The sequence below is a fragment of the Neptuniibacter marinus genome, from assembly GCF_001597725.1.
In the GTDB taxonomy this organism is placed as follows: Bacteria; Pseudomonadota; Gammaproteobacteria; order Pseudomonadales; family Balneatricaceae; genus Neptuniibacter; species Neptuniibacter marinus.
Window position 1 is genome coordinate 49,060 of sequence record NZ_LUTR01000017.1, and the last position, 19,493, is coordinate 68,552.

Genomic DNA, 19,493 nt, shown 5'->3' on the forward strand with positions numbered 1-19,493 from the left:
TACAGTCCCTATTTTCGAGTTATTTATGACCTTAGAAAGCGCATTATCATTTTTTGTGGCAGTGTTTATTTTTAGTATTACTCCCGGCCCAGGTATCTTTGCCATTTTAGCCCGCGCTCTAACTAAAGGTGCACCTGCTTGTCTTATGCTAGCGTTAGGGATGACCATGAGTGATATTTTATACCTAGTTGCTGCCTGTTATGGTTTGGCCGTTATTGCCACCCATTGGAGTGAGCTATTTACCTTTATTCGAATCTTAGGGGCTTGCTACCTTATCTACTTAGGCTGGAAAATGTGGAATGCACCGTTAGATTTAACGGAGGCTAATGGTGAGAAACAATCCGAAGGCATAATGGGATTTATTCAAGGCTTTCTCATCTCTGCCTCAAACCCTAAAGTGATTCTGTTTTATATCGCTTTTTTACCTACATTTATGGATCTAACTGCACTCGATAATATGGATATAGCACTCGCCTCTTTTCTAACATTAGTTAGCTTGATGAGTGGTTTAATGCTGATCGCACTTTTTGCGAGTAAAGCACGTCGCTGGTTTAAATCAGAGAAAGCGGTTAACCGTCTGAATAAAAGTGCAGGTTCCATTATGGCCGGAGCAGGCTTATTTCTGATTACTCGGCATTGATATTCGAGAATCAAAAAAAGGGTATAAATCAGTGATCTATACCCTTTTTAATTCTTGATTATCTCAGGTTCATTTCAAATACTTGGCATGAAATCTAAGATGATCTTCAATAAAGCTAGCCATAAAATAATAGCTATGATCATAACCATTGTGATAACGCAGCTCTAACGGAAAGCCCATATCAACAGCCACTTGGGAAAGCGCTTCTGGCTTCAGTTGCTCCTTCAAGAAATCATCCGATGTTCCTTGATCAACTAACATAGGTAGGGTCGATGTTGCTTGTTTAATAAGCTCACAACTATCGTATGCTTTCCATGTTTCAGTGTTACGACCTAAATAAGCAGTAAACGCCTTTTGCCCCCAAGGACACTTCATTGGGTTAGTGATGGGGCTAAACGCCGATACTGACTGATACTTGTCAATATTTTTTAGCGCAATAGTTAAGGCGCCGTGTCCACCCATTGAATGACCGGTAATTGAACGTTTATCCGTCACCGGAAACATCTCTTCGATCAGTGCAGGTAGCTCTTTAGTGATGTAATCATACATCTGATAATGCTGCTTCCAAGGTTCTTCTGTAGCATTAAGATAGAAACCCGCACCTTGGCCTAAATCATAGTTATCATCATCAGCAACAGCTTCACCCCGAGGGCTAGTATCGGGTGCAACAATCGCAACCCCAAGCTCAGCCGCAACTCTTTGCGCACCAGCTTTTTGAGTGAAGTTTTCATCAGTACAGGTCAAACCAGATAACCAGTAGATAACAGGCACTTTAGCCCCATCATTCACTTGAGGTGGTAAAAAGATGCTAAATCGCATCGTACAATTTAAGACAGATGATTGATGATTATATTGCTTTAACCAACCATCAAAACATTTGTTTTGACTCAGGTTTTCAATACTCATAGGAACTCCTTAACGAAGACACCGAAAAGAGGCTTTGAAATAAAGCCTCTTGATGATGGAGCCTTATTTATCGAAATGAATAACGCTACGAATACTCTTACCTTCGTGCATTAAATCAAACGCCTCGTTAATCGACTCTAGACCCATTGTATGCGTAATAAAGTCATCAAGCTTAAACTCACCTGACATATAACGTTCAACGATCTCAGGCAGCTCTGAGCGGCCTTTTACACCGCCAAACGCACTACCACGCCATACACGTCCAGTTACTAATTGGAAAGGTCTGGTGGAGATCTCCTGCCCTGCGCCAGCCACACCAATAATAACCGACTCGCCCCAACCTTTATGACAGCACTCCAAAGCCGAACGCATAATATCCACATTACCTATACATTCAAATGAGTAATCAACGCCGCCATCCGTTAGTTCAACAATGACCTCTTGGATTGGCTTATCGTAGTCTTTAGGGTTAATACAATCCGTCGCCCCAAGCTTCTTAGCCAATTCAAACTTACTTTCATTAATATCAATCGCGATAATACGGCTCGCTTTAGCCATAGTCGCACCGATAACCGCAGATAGACCAATGCCGCCCATACCAAAGATGGCAACCGTAGCACCCTCTTCAACTTTGGCGGTGTTCATTACTGCGCCCATACCTGTAGTTACACCACAACCAAGTAAGCAGACTTCCTCTAATGGCGCATCTTTATTGACTTTAGCTAAAGAGATTTCAGGAAGAACGGTAAATTCAGAGAAAGTTGAACAACCCATATAATGATAGATCGGCTGGCCATCTTTATAGAAACGTGTAGTTCCATCGGGCATTAAACCTTTACCTTGAGTCTCACGGATCTTCTGGCATAAGTTTGTTTTACCGGACGTACAAAATTTACACTCACCGCACTCGGGTGTGTAAAGAGGAATAACATGATCGCCTACCGCAACGCTTGTTACGCCTTCGCCAATAGCTTCAACAACACCGCCCCCTTCATGGCCTAAAATCGCAGGAAATATACCTTCAGGGTCATCACCCGATAAGGTAAAAGCATCGGTATGACAAACACCGGAAGCGATAATACGGACTAAAACCTCGCCCTTTTGCGGCGGCATCACATCCACTTCTTCAATAGATAGCGGTTGATTTGGACCCCAAGCAATGGCCGCTTTCGATTTGATCATCTTCTCACTCATACCCACCTCTAGCATTCTTGAATAATTACAATAGATCTATTGTAGTTAATTACTCCAAGGTTATAATCCATAATTTTAATAAATATCTTTTACCATACAGTAATAATATTGGTAGTAACGCTAGCAATAAAGACCGATAGAGGATCATAATTATGTATAGCTGGGAGGGTATTGCTGAATTTGTTGCAGTCGCGGAGACAGAGAGCTTTACCACAGCTTCTCGACAACTAGGTATATCCACAGCCCAAGTTAGCCGCCAGATAAGTGCACTCGAAAAGCGCTTATCAACCAAACTGTTCTACAGAACCACCCGAAAGGTCTCTATCACTGAAGCCGGTGGTATCTATTACCAACACTGTCGCCAATTATTAGATGGGCTTGGTGAAGCTGAGCGGGTTCTTACACAATTACAAAACACACCAAAAGGACGGCTGCGCTTAACCGCTCCCACATCCTTTGGTGAGAGTAAGATAGCGCCTATGCTAAATGACTTCTCCCTCCTCTACCCTGAATTAGAGATTGAATGCCTATTTACCAATCAAAAAATAGATCTGGTTGATTCCGGCTTTGATCTAGCCATTAGGCTCGGCAAGCTGGACGACTCAAGTATGATGGCAAAACGGCTAGCCTCAAGACGGTTGTTTGTCTGTGCCTCTCCCACCTATCTATCTAACCATGGAGAGCCACACCTACTTACAGAGCTGGAACAACATAACTGTTTACAAGGAACACTTCAGTTTTGGCGATTTCAGGAAAACGGACAGGAACATAATATTAAGATACATGGGAGCTTAAATTTTAATAGTGGCCCCGCCCTCGTTGATGCGGCGCTTAAAGGCTTAGGCCTTGTTCAACTACCTGATTACTATGTACAGGAACACCTTGATAGCCACCAATTAATCCCCTTGCTCAAGAACTATCAACCTGACGATGAAGGTATCTGGGCGTTATATCCACAGAACAGATATGTATCACCTAAAGTCCGGATGCTTATCGATTATATGTCTACCCACTTGGCAATGTAGACCTATCCCTTTGTCAGTAAACGGCTTGGGTATTTAGAAAGCTGCTGGTCATGCCATTTAGATAAAAGCAGTAAACAACTGATCGCGCCCAATAGTGCACAGCCCATATCTGACTGAGTATCCCAGATATAACCTTGTGTACCTAAGAACGCATCTGCATCTTGACCTATAGCTAAAGCAACCCACCATTCCAGCAATTCATAAAAAGCACTCACCGCTAGGCAGATCGAGATAATAAAAAAATTCAGCCACGTAGCACCGTTGACGACTGCCTTTCTAAGCAATATCTCTCTAGTTAACAGAGCAGGCACAAAACCTTGAGCAAAATGCCCTACTTTATCGTAGTTATTACGTTCACCACCTAAGCCATCTCTGAGCCAATCAAATAGAGGAACCTCAGCGTAGGTATAGTGACCTCCCACCATTAAAATAATGCAATGTATTAAGATAAACAGATACAAGAGAGGCGTTAATCTAAAGCGATTATAGGTCACTATTAATAAGCCAACGCCAAGCAGCGCAGGTAATACCTCTAAAAACCACGTCATCTGCTCTTTCGGATGAATACCTGACCAGACCAGTACTGTAACGAAAACAGCTATCCAGATATATTTTAATACCGTCTCCACTGACACTAACCTCAATGTTGCCATGTACTTAAAAGGATTACTCAATATAACCAAAAGCGCCCTAAAAAGCTTAGATAGATCCATTAAATAACTTGGCACCTCCTTTGCTTTTACCTATATGAAACTAAATAAATCAATGTAAATAACTGGCTGTAGTTAGATATCGAAGAACTCAAGCACCAATATTGTGCAATTTACTACCTAACACTTCGATGTTCGCCCTTATATACACCAGATTCTCAGTACGCCGTTATTTACGATAGTGAGGAGATTTGAATGGACAAGTTAGCAATGACTGATGCGATAGTCACAGCCAAAATAGAGAAGAAACTAAGCTGGGAAAAAATAGGGACTGATCTCGGCATGTCTCCTGTATGGCTTACATCTGCCTGCCTTGGCATGAACAGCGCCTCCCCAGAGGCCGCTAAGAAAATCACTAATTATTTAGGCCTAGGGCCAGAAGTCACAACTGCTTTAGAAGCTTATCCAACAAAAGTTTGGGATCAGCAAGTGCCAACAGATCCACTTATCTACCGATTATATGAGGTAGTTGGAGTCTATGGAGAAACACTGAAAGAAGTGATCCAAGAAAAATTTGGGGATGGCATTATGAGTGCAATCGACTTCTCCATGGAGGTCGATAAAATTGAAGACCCTAAAGGTGACCGCGTATTACTCACGCTAAATGGTAAATTCCTACCTTATAAAAGCTGGTAAATATAGCTAAGTAATGTGCAGTTTTTAAACATAGAAAACTGCACCTCACTCCACAGAAGCAAAATTAGGGATAAGGGATAAGGGATAAGAGTTAGCTGTAATAAATTTTGAGCTTATCAGCAACGCGATCTAAATCCACCTGAATAGGTTTATCCGATTCCCGCCTGCCTGCGGGGTTTAAACGGTTAGAAAACAGCTGCTGGTCTATATCTTTACGTTGATTTTTATCTTGTCGGCGATCAATCAGAGAGTAACGTCTTTCTGGCCCATCAAACAGTGAGAACAGGTAATTTGTCCACCACTCCTCTGCAAGCGGTAGGCTAGGAATATCGGGACTCAGCTTTTGTTCGTCTTTATCTATCCAAAAATAAACAATGCCCGATGAACTTAGATCTTTAACCAATCTCAATGAACCGTCCAACTTATCCATAAGAAACGACAATACTGCTTATGCCATATTGAATTAAACACTAGTAATCTAACAAGCGTTTTAAATACTACCATAAAATATAGTACTTCTGATCAATAAGTCAACAAATTAAGCGCTGCGCAGTTTATTCAGTTTCTTTTTAGACAGATCAAAATCGACTTCTACGTTAAGGTCTGAGCGACGTCGCCCCTTCGTTAATCCCTTTCGTTTAGAGAAGAAAATCTGTACACCCCGCAAATTTATCTTCTGAGATTCAGAACGTCGATCCAGCATCCGGCGACGACGTTCTCGCCCTGAGTAAGTTTCAAAATGATAGTGAATTAACCATTCTGTCGCATACTGTTTTGTTGGAAGGCTTGGACTAACCTTTTTTCGTTGGTTATCGATCCAATAATAAACAAACTGGTAATTATGAAAGTCTTTAACAAGTTTCAGCATAGCAAATCGCCACCTTGCGCACATGCTGCTCCATAGCAACCGAAGTATCGACTATGGATTAAAAAATGAAACGGTGAATTTAGTGTAGACGTCTAAATTGAAAAGCTGAATGAGAATTTTTCATACATAAGGGATTAGAAAATGGAGAGATGGTACTAGAAATAGAGATTGGGGGTGACCCCGCCAGCCACATTCCGGCACATGAATCCATCGCTGTGGCTGCTCCCTTCCGGGCCTGACCAGGTTCACGATTTATCATTGCGGAAGGACCAACAGGGCCACCATCGCGTGGCCTGTAAGCCTTGCCTTAAGGGCGTTTCCGTAAGACAGGCGCGCAGTATACCAGTGAAAAAACAAGATGCAAATGCAATATGCTTAACTTATTGTTTTTTAGTCTTTCTATGTTTCAAAACCACCTAAATAGCTCAACAGAAGTGCTTAATCATCCCCGTAGTGCTTTAGTAACTTTCTGACATACCACCATATAACCCCTGCCATAATCGGTACAGAACAACTGAGCATCATTAAGACCTGGTCCCGAAGAATATCCGCTGAAACCGTCGTTGTAATTAACGTCCTGCTTGGAACGTTTTCAACGTGGTATTATGCACAACCATAGTGACGGTCAAGCATACACATCTTAGGTAATCTTATTAGGTAACGGATAGTTTTGAATGGGATAACTCTCATAGATCTTCTTTACACATATACTAAAGTCCTATGACTAAAACTTATAGCTTTTCTAAAAAGAATTAACTTTAAATAATAAAACCGGATATGAACGAAGATTCCCAAAAGATAGGGCTATACTGAGACGAGAAAGATCGTAATTTACTGATATTGATCTAATTTTTTTCTGTTTTATATGGATCAATTATTGCGGCAATATTTATAGGCCCATACACTAACTTAAGTATATGCGTCTTGGGATAATCAAAGGTAAAGCAACATGGATGAACACTTTAATCAATTAGGCCTTTCACGTCAGCCAATCTTCGATCGTAACCTTAACGTTGTTGCTTACGAACTACTCTATCATTCCGAAAACGGCAATGAGGTAGCAAAATTTTTAAACGGCGATCAGGAAGCCTGCAATGTGCTGATTAATAACTTCACCAGCATCTATGATTCAGGCACTTTAAAATCACTACCCGCTTTTCTCAATGTTACTGAGAGTTTTATCAAAACAGAGAGTTTACCAAGCTTATCCCGCCATAATTTAGTCATTGAGATCCAAATAGATCAGGAGATCACACCAAAGCTCCTTAATTCACTTAAAGGTTATGTCGAAGCTGGATACCGTCTAGTCATCGATGACTTTACCTATTCTGAAAAATACAATCCCCTACTTGAGCTTGCCCATGTAGTTAGGGTTGATATCATCAAACATAGTCAGTCTGATATATCGGCCCATTTAAAACAGATTCAACGTTTTAAAGTCACAGCCTTGGCAGAAAATGTTGGAAGTTACGAGGAGTATGAAACCTGCTATAAATTGGGGTTTCGACTATTCCAAGGTAACTTTTTATCGCAACCCACAAAAATCCAAGGAAAGAAATTAACCTCTAACCAAGCGATTGTGATTCATCTACTAGCGGCCCTTCAAGATGAGGATGTAACCGCAGCGACCCTCTCGGACATTATCTGTCGGGACCCTCAGCTCACTTTTAAGCTTTTACGTATAGTTAACTCAGCACAGTACAATTTACCAAATCAAATAGAAAATTTAACCCAGGCGATTATTGCTCTAGGTTTAAATGAAATAAACAAATGGGCCACTCTTTTAGCACTATCGAGCAATAATGATAAGCCAAATGAGCTGATACGGCAGATACTGATCACCGCACGTATGTGTGAATTTATAGCCCAAGCAACTGATGGAATTGACCCTGAATTAGCTTTTATCACAGGGGTGCTATCCATCTTAGACGCACTACTTGGAGTAGAACAAAGTACGCTTCTCGGCCAATTATCTGTATCAGAAGATATTGTGAGAGCTATTTCCGGTTATGAAGGTAAAGCAGGAAAACTATTACAAACAGTTAATCTCTATATAATTGGCCAATCTAGTTTCACTCTCCCTGAGGAACTGCGTAAGCTATATGCAGAAGCTTATTTTGAATCACTACGCTGGAGCAATGAAGCTATGCAGATGATGGAGGGAAGTCACCTATAAGAGGAAAAACTTATTTAAAAAATACTGACCTTAGACTGAGCTATTTTCTAATAATTGCTCTAATTCCGAGCGTACCCAAGAACACATAGGATCATGTTGAAAACGCTCATGCCAATAAAAATAAAACGTCACATTCGGCAGATCAACCTCTTTTGGCAGTGGTCGAATAACTAAGTCGTCATTGAACATTAAGTGTTTACCCATAATCTCAGGCAATGTAAAAACAAGATCAGAGCCGCTACAAAAAGCTGAAACAGACATAAAATTAGCTAAACGAAGCATAATTTTTCGCTTATAGCCCATCTCCGTTAATACTTCATCCATGACTCCCGGCCCTTTGCCAGTAATAGAAACGAGCCCATGGGAAGCGGCAACATATTGCTCTAGTGTCATCCCTTTAGCTAAAGGGTTATTTTTATCCATCACACAAACATGGTTCGTCTTAACTACCTCCATCCTTCGATATTGATCCTGCACGGTTTTTGGCTGTAAACCTGTTGCTAAAAAATGCACCTCCCCTTGCTCTAAAAGATCAAAGTGTTCACTCCGCTGTGGCACAATTTCAACACGTAAATTAGGCGCCTTAAGACGTAACATCTTGACAACTGTAGGCATTAACAAAACAAGCTCTAAATCTAAACCCGTTAATTTCAATACACCTTCAGCTTTACTTGGATCAAAATGTTCTGGCTGCATAATGCCTTCTACATCCAACAAAACCTGCTTAAGCTGCTGACGAATAGTAACTGCACGAGCGCTCAGATCGTAACCATTGAGCGTTCTAACTAAAATAGGATCATCGAGTGTCTGCCGTAAGCGCTGTAAAGCTCGGCTTACTGCTGGCTGGCTCATTTGCAATTTTTTTGCTGCTTTAGAAACATGCTGCTCATCGAGAAGCACTTGAAGCACCACAAGTAAATTAAGATCGACTGAACGTAAATTCATTTAAGGCATAACCATGATATAAAATATGCATTGGACGCATTAATGATCGGTCTTTATATTACAAAAAGCAATTAATCGTAGCCAACGGGATAAGTTGATAATGGTTTTTAATCATAAACTCACTAACGATGAAAAAAATTATGGCTGGGGACCTGTCTTCATGCACTGGCTGATGGCATTTGCCATTATTGGGCTCTACCCCCTCGGGTGGTATATAGAGACCTTAGATTATTACGACCCAGCCTATAAGACTGTGCCTGTCTGGCATAAAAGCATTGGTATTCTTGTCGCAATGACTCTGCTTCTACGTATTGTTTGGCGTATTTTTAATAAACCACCTGCTGCGCTGCCGCAACCGGCACCTCTCTTATTCGTTGCAAAAATGGCTCATGGTTTATTGTATTTATTAGTACTGTTCACTGTTATCTCCGGTTATTTAATCTCTACTGCAGATGGCCGAGCAATTGAGTTTTTTAACCTGTTTAGTATTCCAGCACTCCCAATTGGAATAGGAAACCAAGAAGATATTGCCGGCAAGATTCATTTTATCGTAGCAACATCACTTATTTTACTAGCGGGGCTACATGCCGCTGCAGCGTTAAAACACCACTTTATCGATAAAGATTCAACTTTAAAGCGCATGCTTGCGCTACGCGAGGAAACAGAATGAAAGGAAAACTTATTAAAGGGCTAACACTAGCCTCACTGATATCAACCACACCTTTGTATGCAGCAGATTATGTCATTGATACAAAAGGCGCTCATGCATCTATTGGGTTTCGCATTAGTCATTTAGGCATTAGTTGGCTAACTGGTCGTTTTAGTACTTTTAAGGGCGACTTTTCTTATGATGCAAAATCACCTGCTGACGCATCAATCAATGTGGAGGTCGATGTTGCCTCATTCGACTCAAACCACGCCGAACGTAATAAACATATTCGTGGTGACGAGTATTTAAATGTAGAAGAACACCCAACCGCATCATTTAAAAGTACATCCTTTGCTCCGAATGCTGATGGCGGTGGTGTAATGAAAGGCATGCTGACGCTTTACGGAACCACTAAAGAGGTTTCTATTGATGTGAACAAAGTTGGCGAAGGTGAAGACCCTTGGGGCGGTTACCGAGTTGGTTTTTCTGGTACTCTTGAGCTCACACCTAAAGAGTTTGGTATGAACTATGAGCTAGGCCCAGCCGCAGAAACCGTTTATATGGATCTTAATATCGAAGGTATCCGTAAATAAGCTGTATAGACTAAAACTAGCAGAATAAATCAAACAGATGAATTAATCTTAATTCGTCTGTTTGATATTAGCCTCTAATAAGAGCTCAATGGAATTTACGCTCCATCTATTGGATATCTTTTATTCAAACTCCATTGCTTCAAAAATCCGACCTGCGTTTTTAGCGGCCAAGGCATCAAATGTTTCTAAGTGGGCATAAGGACTTTGGTCAATTTTATAGGCATCTTCAAGCATGCCCCCCTCTTCTATAAGTTCACCCACTTTACCGCGAATATATTCGAGATAACCCCGCGTCCATTGATCTACTGTTTTAAAATCAGTCGCCTCACCATGGCCTGGGATAATAATTTTATCCGCCGCATAAGGTGCAAATTTAGTCTGCCATGTCGCTAACCATTCGGCAGTATCTGTGTCAGGAAAAACGGGCAATAAGCGTTGATGAAAAGCCATATCCCCCGCAATTAATACATTACTGGATGGAATAAAAACAGAAATATCACCCGCAGAGTGAGCAGGGCCAAAATGGATTAATTCGACCTGCAATCCACCTAAATCAAGTGACATTGTTTCTTTAAATGTCTGATCAATCTCAACTAAGGATGTATTTTCAAAGCGCTCTTTAAGAATAAGTTTAAGGCTTTCCAAACCATCCAAGCCTTTTTCCTCAATCTCTTCTAGGGCATCCTCATGAGCAATTATCGTCGCACCCTGCTCCTTCCAATAACTATTACCGAGTGTTGCATGGGATTGACCATTTTCATCAACCACGTACTTTACTGGAAGCGTTGTCTGTTTTTTAATCTCATCATGTAAGGCTTTAGCAAGTTGATAAGAAGCGCCACCATTAACAACTAATACCGCTTCCTCTCCAATCACAAAAGATAAATTATTATTATGCCCACCATTTTCATAACTGTAATACTGAGTGGCTCCAATAGCAGACCACACATGCTCTGCAATTTTGACAGGATGGCTATAAAGCATTGATTCTGGATATTTATCTGCAGGACTCGCAGCATAAATAGAAGAAGATAGAAGTAAACAGGAAAGGCTCAAGCCTTTAAATCGATGAGTAAAGTTCATAAGCGCCATCTTTATTTTATTTGTATTGTTGATAGTCCCTTACAAATATAAGCTATTGCTTATTTAGCAGCAAGTTGATTATAAAATTTCAAACTCAACTCGCCCATTCGACCCCGTTTTATCTTGAACATAAAGCTTATATTGCTGGCGTGTTTTTAATTGGAGGGTTAATTTTGTACTACGGGAATCCTGTAGTTTGCCATTGAGATACCAATACAGCTCTCCTGCAGCACCTTCCACTTCAGCACTAAGCGTGACCATCTGATGATCTAAAACATAGTAAACTTGCCCCTGATTTATGCCAGTAATACGTAGAGGAGCGCTCTCTTGCGGGATCACGTTGCAGCGAGAATCAAACCGAGGCAGTTGATAAAACATTCTCTGTGAGGGTTTCACCCAAGGCTCTAACGCATTAGGCCAAAGATAAGCGGTTTGCGCGATTGCATCGTTATCACACTCACGTGTAACACGCTGTAAGCTGTCGTGATTAACTAAATAATTCAATTCAGGTGTAAAAAACTGAGGGGACTTCTCTCCCCACTGATAGCCAAATGCTAAAGTCCGTGGAGTAGAATCATTAATGACATAAGCCATACGTTTTATATGGCAGTTTTCAGGATCAACAAACGTCTCTTTCCTCCCATCAGGCCAGCACACTTTTTGCTCTGAAACCGATGCGGGCTGTTCAATCTCCTCTCCTCTGGTATTTAATTGATTGAACAAACTAAATAGCAAAGGACCTGCCAATACGCTACCCATAGTCTTTTCCATAGGTTTGCCATCAGGCCTACCCAACCACACCCCTAAGGTATATTCCTTTGACACCCCGACTGCCCAAACATCACGATAATTCCAGCTAGTACCCGTTTTCCAACCGATTGCTGGCAAATTCTGACGTGATACACCGTAACGTAGATTGCGTGGCAACTTAACTCCGTTCAAAACCTTCCATGTAATCCAAGCCGCCTCGGGGGTCATTAATTGACGACTCTTTTCCTCAGCCGTAGCTGGCGTATACCTAAGTGGATAAACACTCCCCTTATTAGCCAATGCACTATAGATCGTCACTAATTTCTCCAAAGTAAATCCAGTGCCACCTAAGATAATAGCGGGGTTTGCATCATCATCTGGGATCGTTAACTCTGTGCCTACATGATGTAATTTATTAACAAAATTTTGTGCTCCATAAGCTTCAATAAGCTGTACGAATGGGAGATTTAAGGAACGGGTCAATGCTTCAGAAGCCGACACCGGCCCCGAGAACCCTTGACTAAAATTTCCAGGCCGATAATTATTCGCCACTCTAGGCACATCCGCCAACAAAGATTCACTATGAATTAGGTTTTCATCTAAAGCTAAGGCAAATAGAAAAGGTTTAAGTGTTGAGCCTGGTGAGCGTACAGCGGTTGTCATATCAACATGACCCGCTCGCTTATTATCAAAGAAATCAGCAGAACCTACATAGGCTAATACTTGATGTGAACGGTTATCCACTAACAGAGCCGCAGCGGATAGTTCCCCCTGTAAGGGTGAGACGTAACTTTTGACTCTATCTGCAAACTGCTGCTGTAAACTTAGATCTACTGTACTACTAATCACTCGCTCTGCGGCATACTGTCGATGTAATCGACGACTTAACAAAGGCGCATCAACCGGTGTTGCTAATGGCCACACCGCTACATGCTCTTGTTTAGCCGACGTTACAACAGCGTCTCTCCAAAGCCGTTGACTGAGCATACGCTCCAGCACTTTATTCCGCGCCCGCTCTGCTCGCTGTGGATGTCTATCAGGTCTCAAGCGCGATGGCGCTTGAGGCAATACCGCTAACAAGGCGGCCTCAGAATATCTCAATGAAGAAGCAGGCTTATGTAAATATTGTAAACTGGCGGCTTGCACGCCCTCTAAAGTTCCACCAAAAGGGGCGTAGTTTAGATAAAGCTCCAGTATCTCCTGTTTACTAAGGTGCCACTCTAGCTGTAATGCCCGCAGTAATTGCTGACATTTCCCAGCAAAGGTTCTCGGATGAGGATATAAGATACGGGCCACTTGCATTGTAAGCGTTGAGCCGCCCGAAATAATCTTACCCTCTTTTAGATACTGCCAACCGGCCCGCACCAAACTGAAAGGGTTTATGCCCCAATGGGAATAGAAATACCGGTCTTCATAACCTATCAGCGCTTCAAGATAATAAGGGGATACATCCGCTAAGCTGACTTCGTAGCGCCATACCCCCTTACTGTCTGCAAATGAACGTAGAGGCTCCCCTTGCCTGTCCAATACGATACTGGCAAAGTTTTGATCATGTTGCGGCTGCTTTAAGGGATAAAAAATATCTGCTAGCAGTAGTCCACTTAAAACAAAGCAAACCACCACCAGCAAACCTAAAGCATATTTAAACCGACCCATCACAAGTTATGGCATCACCGAAATCGACTTAATACTATTGCTAATACCTCGTATCGATGGTTTATACATCGATTCAACCATCGCAGGCGGCACAGCATAAGAGCCTGGAGTTACCGCTCTTGATAAGAAATACAAAGTTTGTTCTCGCTTAGCAGGAAGATTAACAGCAGCCACATAGCGATCATCTTTATAAGCCTGATAAACAATGTTTGCTTCCTGCTGAATAGCCTTACCGTAAAGCTGAATACTATCTAGTTTTAATGCATTCTGTAGATTCTGATTTTCTAGCTCCACACCGGCAGGAATTAAGTTCACAAGTAGCCCATCAGGTACAGGTTTCTCACTGTATAAACGAACCCGTGTTAATACAACTTCACCTATTTTAAGCACCTGATCTTTCTTAAGTTCGACAGCCTTTTCATTAACCACTTTGAAGTGATCAACTCGAACACGCACCCCTTCATCCAATGAAGATGGCATCTCTATAGGTAGTCCTGTCCAGCTAAAACTAGCAAATACAGGCTTATCTCCTTTATTGATAAAGTGTGTCTCATGTAGAGATTCCTTATCAATATTTTTACCTAACGCCCCTGATGCTGAAACCAGTTCAGCAATTTGGCCTTGTACCAGATCACCGGTCCAGTTCCCATCTTTATCCAACTGATATAGTTCAGACGCTAAACGTAACAAAGCGGCTTTTTCCTGAGTACTCAGCCATCGTTGCTGTTTCAACTCCACAAGGAGCTCGGGTAACTGTTGCAGTGCCTGCAGAGTCAATCCCTCAGATGCAGATTTAGCAGCGATAATAGTATACATCGCCATCGATTGATCACGGACAACCGAACCATAATCGCCTAAATATCCCTCTGCTCTTTTTACAGAAAGTGCATCAGAGACTAATTTCTCACCCTCTTCAACACTACCTGTTTCGATCATCGCTAATCCTAAATGAACCCCTGGCAACACGCCCCGTGCATCATCTAGTTGTTTTTCTGCCATCTCTCGTAAAGGACCTAATGTGACGCGCCCCTCTTGAGCTAAAAGGTAAGCAGCATAAGCTCTGTATGAGATCTCATAATGGGATGGAATGTCTGTCCACACTTTTACAGTCTGAGCGGTACGTTTATGCACATAAGTGTTTAAACGATTTCGAGCATTATTTAACAGTGGCTCAGGTACCGAAACGCCTGACTGTTTAAGTTGCAACAAAAAGTCAGTTGCATACGCTGTCAACCAATGTTCCTCTGGTGAAAACTTATCCCACAAACCAAATGAACCATTCGCTTTTTGTAATTCAGTGTAACGAGCCAACGCGTTATTAATCCGTTGTTCAATCTCTCTATTACTCACTTCTTGAGCAAATTCGGGTAGCTCCTCATGTTCGAAAAGCACCGCAATAGGTTGGGACTTACTCGTGGTTTGCTCTAAGCAAGCATAGGGATAACGCATCAAACTTTTAAAGTGATTAGCGGAACCTAAATCGGGTGTATCTGCCACTCTTAACTGAGCTTTAAGCGTATCACCGGCGAGCGTTTGCAAGGCATCCGCAGGGAAGCTAATTTTCTCGCCCTTCTTCAAGTACTCACTGATCTGGCCGTAAGTTGCAGGATAAGCAGCACGCACACCTATAGACCACTCACGGTAAAGTTTAATAACCTTACCCTTGTCATCCGTTAGTGTAATTTCAGCAGTGATATCACCTTCGCCTATAGCACTTGCTTTAACAGGTAGGTGAATGATCTGCTTTTGCCCATCATCCAGCTGAACACGATGCTGTTTAGCATCAAACACAACCGAACCTTGAACATCAATAGAGACCTCAACGTCTTGAGTTAAGCCGCTTACATTAGCTAGATCCAACGCTAAAACCGCTTCATCCCCTATAGCTAAAAACCTTGGCATAGAGAGTTGCGCCACCACCGGTGAAGCAACCTTAGTTGTCTCCATTTTAGTGCCAAACTGATCACTACCCATAGCGACTGCATTTAAGGTTAACTCACCATCAAAAGCAGGAAGCTCTAGCGGGATAGAAGCCTCACCCTGCTCCACTTTCACGATAGAGCTAAATAAACTAACAATCTGCACATCACTGGGTGGAGCCTCACCTCCTCGTTCTAGCTCGCCATCACCACCCCAACGTACTTCCGCCTGATCACTCAAGACCGGTTCAGCTAAGTCATCATACATATCGGTAATCGATGCATTGTAACGACGTTGACCGTAGAAGAACTGAAACGGATCGGGCTGTTTATAACCGGTTACACTCAAAACACCACTATCGACTGCACTTAACGTGATATAAACATCACCTGTAACGGGGTTACCGTTTTTATCATTAACCTGTACTTTAATATCTGCACGGCTTTCAGGCAGCAATTTGTCAGCCACATCAATTTTGACATCCAGCTCGCGCCCTGAACGATCTAAAGGAAGGTGAGCTATACCAAAGCTACGCTTACTCACTTTCTCTTTCTGATCTGTAGGTGCAATAACAAAAGCAGAAATATAAGCATCATGCCGAGCAAGAAGTTGCGGCAGTTGAATCTCAACTTCCGCCTCGCGGTTATCTAATTTCACCTCAACGGTACTTAGCACTTGGTCTGTTTCAAGCAGAACTAAAGCCCTACCTTCAGTTGGTGAAGCCAATCGAACTTTAACTTTATCGCCCGCTTTATAAGCAGCCTTATCCAGCGCCACTGTAACTTTATCTGGGCGAATTTGCTCCGATACACTATTCCAACGGTTGTACCAGCCTTCCCCTGCTTGGAATCTATAAACAGTCTTACTTTTACCCTCATAGTCATCAAGTTCTAATCGGTAGCGTCCCCACTCAACAGGTACCTTGAGTGACGGACGAGTATTATCCGCGAAATTGATCACATCATTAGCGACAGGGTATTCATTCTTCTCAATCTGGTAATGCCAACCTCGCTCGGGGGTATGGCTCCAAAAATATTTCTCTTCAATACGATAGAGGGTTGCTTTAGCTTCACCTTTTGCCTGCAGATTACCCTGCCCATCCGCTCGAACAAGATCAAATTCAACATCCTGCTCTGTCTCAGATATATTATTTTTAAACCTTGGTTTGACGCCAATGAAGCTACTACGAGGCCAAAGCAGTACTGATTGAGTACGGTTAATTGCCCGACCACCACTTTCAAATAGGCTATAACTTAAACGTAGACGTGTAGGTGTAGAGATACGGTTCCAATCAAACTGATTTTTATTCAGCTCGGTTATCGTTTCGCCCTGACTATTAAGCTCAACCGAATCTAAACTAAATTGATTACGAGCAACGCTCTCAGCCTCTCCAAATCTAAAATCTTTTAATTCATCGAAAGGGGATGCCCATCCGCTGATGATGGCTAGAGTATCTAAACGGTTTCCTGCCGCTGGCGCGCCATATAGATACTCACCCACAACCGGTACAGAAATAAGATCATTTTGATTAAAGCTCAGAAGCTTTTGCTGATTAAAAACAAGACGTAGGCGTTCAGGTAAAAACTCTTCTACTTTAAACTTAAAACGTACTTTAGGTTTCGGCTGCGCTGAGCTAAATACATGTGCCTGCCACTCGCCAAGCGGTGCAGAATCGGAAATTGCATGTCGAAATTCATAATAACCAGGCGTTGAGGCACCTACCCGCCACTTTCCTGCACTCTGGCCATCAGGCTTAATCAACTCAATATAAATGGGGCCCCCGATTAACTGGCCATCCATATCACGAGTCAATGTGCTTAAAATCAGTTCTTCACCTGGACGATAAATATCCCGAGGCGAGTACACAAAATGCTCAACCTCCCTTACAGCTCGGCCAGATAGGTCAAAACTAGAAAGGTCAAAGTCAGGGGTATGATAGGCTAATACAGAAACTTGATTACCTTTGGTTGCCATAATCAAGCGAGGGGATTTTTTTTGCCAAGCATTACTAAGATCCCAAGCACCCTCTTTATCACTGGTACCTGAGCTAATAACTTTATTATTGTAATCTAAGATTTCTAAATCAACACCTTCGAGTAAAGCACCACTCTTAGCATCTTGGGTAATAAAACGGGTATGCTTACCGTAATCACGTGCTTGAATACCTATAGATGAAACCGTAAACCAAGTTGCTTGGAAATCAAAACCACCTGGCGCTCTTACCGTCGCAAGGTATAAACCACCATCATCAATATTGGGTACTAAATTAATCGGAAAACTAGCACGGTTACGTTGATTCTTTTTCTCACTAATTTTCACTCTTGTGCTATACAGGTGATCCACAGTATTAGCTAAACGCGTTTCATCATTATACCAACGGTCCCCTGTTGACAGTGAAGCATATTCATTAAAGAAAGAGACCAATTGATCCGGTTTAACCTTATAAATAGTGACGTCAGCTTCAGGTACATTGATCGCCAATAGGGCAAGTGAATCAACCTTGCCGGGGATCATAACAACCCCATCGGTCTCAAAAGAAACTAAACTAGAAAGTGCTCGGGTTTTAACTGTTGTTGATAATCCTTTGCTAATTTGGGTTCCATTTTCAGCCACTAAGCCAGAAGCAACATGGATATCATATTCAGTAACGGGAGAGATACCGGTAAAGTGGAGAGTTCTTCCATCTTTACTTAACACAGGCTTCCCTAATTCAGGCTCGGTTTTGATAAAAGATGTGAAGGCCTGATCCGGCTTTATCGGTGTATTAAACAGAAGCGATATTGCATTTACATCACCAAACTCTCGTTCCGATATATCTAACACCGTTAATGTTTGAGTATTATTTTGGACAGAAATGGATTCTGGAGCAGAAGCGCTTTCAGCTACCCCTTTACTATCATTTGGATCTTCAGAGCAGCCTGCCAAAAATAGCGCCATTAACACCCCAAAACCCAATACTTTGTAACTCAACATTCAGAAACTCCCTGACCGAATTGATATCTGCACAGCTTAATCTATACAGACTTAGATAAAAATGGCCTTATAGGTTTATCCCACTATTTCGTTATAAATCTGGCTTGCAAAATATCGAGTAGCAAGCGAGACTCAGCTCCGGCATATATCAGAAATAGACAATAGTATAGAGGTTTTTTCGTGGATACAGAGCAGTCTGATTACACTTGGGATAAAGCGTTTTTCGAGAAGAGATCTACCCTATTCAGTAATTTCCAAATGGGTTTCATTGGCGCGGCGTTAATGCTGATGATGATGGATCTTTCTAAAATCTATCTATTAGCGCCCTTAGTCGTGGGATTGATTCTATCTAGTTGGTACAAACACAACCTAGATAACATTAAAGATGAAATGAAAGGATGCACTTTGACATTTTCACCTAAATCGATCTTTATCTCCTTTCCTCAGCTAGAAACAGAATCCCGTATAACGTTTAGAGAGATAGATGAAGTAGAGGCTCACAAAGAAAACTTTGTGCACATCATCAGCCTATATCTAAAACAAGATGATAAGAAGGTTCAACTTAAAGGAATGAAAGACACTGAGCAGCTTATCCAACAACTCAAAACTGCGATAAAAACGGTTAATGAACAACAAGAGTAACTTAACAGGAAGCACCGTTAATCTTGAGTCAGAGGATATCTTTCCTTAAATGAATTAGCTCAGACTAGATCTGACACATCATCTTGAAAAAGAGAGAGTTACCCGTTTTGATAAAGGTGTCGAATCT

16 protein-coding genes and 1 other RNA gene are annotated in these 19,493 nt (G+C 41.9%); 7 read left to right on the forward strand and 10 right to left on the reverse strand.

Going from position 1 to position 19,493, the window contains the following annotated elements; genetic code table 11:
* The first annotated feature begins 25 nt into the window (after nt 1–25).
* On the forward strand, nt 26–640 hold the full coding sequence (locus A3774_RS11875) for a LysE family translocator (RefSeq protein WP_067867609.1): 615 nt from the start codon (nt 26–28) through the stop codon (nt 638–640).
* 69 nt (nt 641–709) lie between these two features.
* Here A3774_RS11875 and fghA read toward each other — a convergent pair whose 3' ends face one another.
* Together fghA and A3774_RS11885 are read right to left on the reverse strand one after the other, a co-directional pair.
* Nucleotides 710–1,546 carry an S-formylglutathione hydrolase gene (gene fghA / locus A3774_RS11880; protein WP_067867612.1) on the reverse strand — a complete coding sequence of 279 codons (837 nt, stop codon included), beginning with the start codon at nt 1,544–1,546 and terminating at the stop codon, nt 710–712.
* A gap of 63 nt (nt 1,547–1,609) precedes the next feature.
* Nucleotides 1,610–2,740, reverse strand: a complete 1,131-nt coding sequence (locus A3774_RS11885) for an S-(hydroxymethyl)glutathione dehydrogenase/class III alcohol dehydrogenase (RefSeq protein ID WP_067867615.1) — start codon at nt 2,738–2,740, stop codon at nt 1,610–1,612.
* Between the two features lie 152 nt (nt 2,741–2,892).
* Here A3774_RS11885 and A3774_RS11890 point away from each other — a divergent pair, with 152 nt between their 5' ends.
* A complete protein-coding gene (locus A3774_RS11890) occupies nt 2,893–3,765 on the forward strand; it encodes a LysR substrate-binding domain-containing protein (protein WP_067867619.1) in 873 nt (290 codons plus the stop codon).
* A 2-nt stretch (nt 3,766–3,767) separates the two neighbouring features.
* Here the strand turns inward: A3774_RS11890 and A3774_RS11895 are convergent, their stop codons facing one another.
* The gene (locus tag A3774_RS11895) at nt 3,768–4,394 is read right to left on the reverse strand and encodes a DUF2238 domain-containing protein (protein WP_231867978.1); all 627 of its coding nucleotides are present in this window, start codon (nt 4,392–4,394) and stop codon (nt 3,768–3,770) included.
* Nucleotides 4,395–4,670: 276 nt separating this feature from the next.
* Between A3774_RS11895 and cynS the strand changes: the two genes are divergently transcribed.
* On the forward strand, nt 4,671–5,111 hold the full coding sequence (cynS, locus tag A3774_RS11900) for a cyanase (RefSeq protein WP_067867622.1): 441 nt from the start codon (nt 4,671–4,673) through the stop codon (nt 5,109–5,111).
* A gap of 91 nt (nt 5,112–5,202) precedes the next feature.
* Here the strand turns inward: cynS and A3774_RS11905 are convergent, their stop codons facing one another.
* The 3 genes from A3774_RS11905 to ffs form a co-directional block, all read right to left on the reverse strand.
* Nucleotides 5,203–5,541 carry a hypothetical protein gene (locus A3774_RS11905; protein WP_067867625.1) on the reverse strand — a complete coding sequence of 113 codons (339 nt, stop codon included), beginning with the start codon at nt 5,539–5,541 and terminating at the stop codon, nt 5,203–5,205.
* Nucleotides 5,542–5,649: 108 nt separating this feature from the next.
* Nucleotides 5,650–5,979 carry a hypothetical protein gene (locus tag A3774_RS11910; RefSeq protein WP_067867628.1) on the reverse strand — a complete coding sequence of 110 codons (330 nt, stop codon included), beginning with the start codon at nt 5,977–5,979 and terminating at the stop codon, nt 5,650–5,652.
* A 178-nt stretch (nt 5,980–6,157) separates the two neighbouring features.
* Nucleotides 6,158–6,254: signal recognition particle sRNA small type (gene ffs, locus A3774_RS11915), an RNA gene on the reverse strand.
* 674 nt (nt 6,255–6,928) lie between these two features.
* Here ffs and A3774_RS11920 point away from each other — a divergent pair.
* Nucleotides 6,929–8,155 carry an EAL and HDOD domain-containing protein gene (locus tag A3774_RS11920; protein WP_067867631.1) on the forward strand — a complete coding sequence of 409 codons (1,227 nt, stop codon included), beginning with the start codon at nt 6,929–6,931 and terminating at the stop codon, nt 8,153–8,155.
* Nucleotides 8,156–8,185: 30 nt separating this feature from the next.
* On the opposite strand, the gene A3774_RS11925 is transcribed toward A3774_RS11920, so the two are convergent.
* Nucleotides 8,186–9,100, reverse strand: a complete 915-nt coding sequence (locus tag A3774_RS11925) for a LysR family transcriptional regulator (RefSeq protein ID WP_067867634.1) — start codon at nt 9,098–9,100, stop codon at nt 8,186–8,188.
* Nucleotides 9,101–9,200: 100 nt separating this feature from the next.
* Between A3774_RS11925 and A3774_RS11930 the strand changes: the two genes are divergently transcribed.
* Both A3774_RS11930 and A3774_RS11935 read left to right on the forward strand, forming a co-directional pair.
* Nucleotides 9,201–9,770, forward strand: coding sequence for a cytochrome b (locus A3774_RS11930; protein WP_067867637.1), 570 nt, complete (start codon nt 9,201–9,203; stop codon nt 9,768–9,770).
* Nucleotides 9,767–10,342 (forward strand): YceI family protein, encoded by a 576-nt coding sequence (locus A3774_RS11935; protein ID WP_067867641.1) that lies wholly within the window; start codon nt 9,767–9,769, stop codon nt 10,340–10,342. The genes A3774_RS11930 and A3774_RS11935 overlap by 4 nt, the downstream gene beginning before the upstream one ends.
* Nucleotides 10,343–10,462: 120 nt before the next feature.
* On the opposite strand, the gene A3774_RS11940 is transcribed toward A3774_RS11935, so the two are convergent.
* The 3 genes from A3774_RS11940 to A3774_RS11950 all read right to left on the reverse strand — a co-directional run bounded on the left by A3774_RS11940 (nt 10,463) and on the right by A3774_RS11950 (nt 18,724).
* The gene (locus A3774_RS11940; protein WP_067867669.1) at nt 10,463–11,425 is read right to left on the reverse strand and encodes an MBL fold metallo-hydrolase; all 963 of its coding nucleotides are present in this window, start codon (nt 11,423–11,425) and stop codon (nt 10,463–10,465) included.
* A gap of 78 nt (nt 11,426–11,503) precedes the next feature.
* A complete protein-coding gene (pbpC, locus tag A3774_RS11945) occupies nt 11,504–13,831 on the reverse strand; it encodes a penicillin-binding protein 1C (protein ID WP_067867643.1) in 2,328 nt (775 codons plus the stop codon).
* Between the two features lie 6 nt (nt 13,832–13,837).
* A complete protein-coding gene (locus A3774_RS11950; RefSeq protein WP_067867646.1) occupies nt 13,838–18,724 on the reverse strand; it encodes an alpha-2-macroglobulin family protein in 4,887 nt (1,628 codons plus the stop codon).
* A gap of 180 nt (nt 18,725–18,904) precedes the next feature.
* On the opposite strand from A3774_RS11950, the gene A3774_RS11955 reads away from it, so the two are divergent.
* Nucleotides 18,905–19,366 carry a hypothetical protein gene (locus tag A3774_RS11955; RefSeq protein WP_067867650.1) on the forward strand — a complete coding sequence of 154 codons (462 nt, stop codon included), beginning with the start codon at nt 18,905–18,907 and terminating at the stop codon, nt 19,364–19,366.
* The last annotated feature ends 127 nt before the right edge of the window (nt 19,367–19,493 follow it).

Bases quoted from the DNA above. Each gene is read 5' to 3' on its own strand.
- A3774_RS11875 (WP_067867609.1), top strand. From the start codon at position 26: ATGACCTTAGAAAGCGCATTATCATTTTTTGTGGCAGTGTTTATTTTT.
- fghA (WP_067867612.1), bottom strand. From the start codon at position 1,546: ATGAGTATTGAAAACCTGAGTCAAAACAAATGTTTTGATGGTTGGTTA.
- A3774_RS11885 (WP_067867615.1), bottom strand. From the start codon at position 2,740: ATGAGTGAGAAGATGATCAAATCGAAAGCGGCCATTGCTTGGGGTCCA.
- A3774_RS11890 (WP_067867619.1), top strand. From the start codon at position 2,893: ATGTATAGCTGGGAGGGTATTGCTGAATTTGTTGCAGTCGCGGAGACA.
- cynS (WP_067867622.1), top strand. From the start codon at position 4,671: ATGGACAAGTTAGCAATGACTGATGCGATAGTCACAGCCAAAATAGAG.
- A3774_RS11905 (WP_067867625.1), bottom strand. From the start codon at position 5,541: ATGGATAAGTTGGACGGTTCATTGAGATTGGTTAAAGATCTAAGTTCA.
- A3774_RS11910 (WP_067867628.1), bottom strand. From the start codon at position 5,979: ATGCTGAAACTTGTTAAAGACTTTCATAATTACCAGTTTGTTTATTAT.
- A3774_RS11920 (WP_067867631.1), top strand. From the start codon at position 6,929: ATGGATGAACACTTTAATCAATTAGGCCTTTCACGTCAGCCAATCTTC.
- A3774_RS11925 (WP_067867634.1), bottom strand. From the start codon at position 9,100: ATGAATTTACGTTCAGTCGATCTTAATTTACTTGTGGTGCTTCAAGTG.
- A3774_RS11930 (WP_067867637.1), top strand. From the start codon at position 9,201: ATGGTTTTTAATCATAAACTCACTAACGATGAAAAAAATTATGGCTGG.
- A3774_RS11935 (WP_067867641.1), top strand. From the start codon at position 9,767: ATGAAAGGAAAACTTATTAAAGGGCTAACACTAGCCTCACTGATATCA.
- A3774_RS11940 (WP_067867669.1), bottom strand. From the start codon at position 11,425: ATGAACTTTACTCATCGATTTAAAGGCTTGAGCCTTTCCTGTTTACTT.
- pbpC (WP_067867643.1), bottom strand. From the start codon at position 13,831: ATGGGTCGGTTTAAATATGCTTTAGGTTTGCTGGTGGTGGTTTGCTTT.
- A3774_RS11950 (WP_067867646.1), bottom strand. From the start codon at position 18,724: ATGTTGAGTTACAAAGTATTGGGTTTTGGGGTGTTAATGGCGCTATTT.